The sequence below is a fragment of the Prevotella sp. MGM2 genome, assembly GCF_002933955.1.
Taxonomy (GTDB): domain Bacteria; phylum Bacteroidota; class Bacteroidia; order Bacteroidales; family Bacteroidaceae; genus Alloprevotella.
Genome location: NZ_BEWW01000205.1, coordinates 1 through 528 on the forward strand (window position 1 = coordinate 1; position 528 = coordinate 528).

Annotated in this window: 1 protein-coding gene; it reads left to right on the plus strand. The window is 58.1% G+C overall.

The features are described 5' to 3' along the window. Positions 1 to 114 precede the first annotated feature (114 nt). On the plus strand, positions 115 to 528 hold a 414-nt coding region (locus C5S62_RS04970), incomplete at its 3' end, for a hypothetical protein (protein ID WP_133159508.1).

The following is a 528-nucleotide window of genomic DNA, read 5'->3' on the forward strand; positions in this document are numbered from 1 at the left end:
GGGGCTGACGAGGCCGGAGGTGTAGCAGGGGCAATGCAGTGTCCCACCGGTGAGGGCGAGGAGCTGAGCAGGGCAGGCTAGGGCGACCTCGCCGACCTGTTCAGCCGTGACCGAGTGCAGGAAGTAGCTCAACCAAACCCTACCGAGGGAGCGATTGAGTTGAGAGCAGAGCGCGTTGAGGCTGAAACAATCAGCCGTAATCCCGAATTTGACGGCTATTCCTCAATGGAAGAACTCATGCAGGACGGCAATGTGAGCCAGTCCGCACGCGCAAAAGCCTACTACATACTTACTGGGCGCAGACTTCCGATGGCTTCCGTTACTGGTTACACCACCAACACGGACGCTGACGGACGTGTGACCGTCAACTCCATAGCCGCCAATGGCGAGGTCGTTACCAGTCGCACGTTCAAGAACGAGCAGGAAGCCAAGCAGGAAACCGACAACATCATGCGTCAGGCAGAACTCAACTCGGTGGGCGTTGGTGAGCGGTACAAGGAGGCCGTTGCCGATGACATGGTGCTTGAT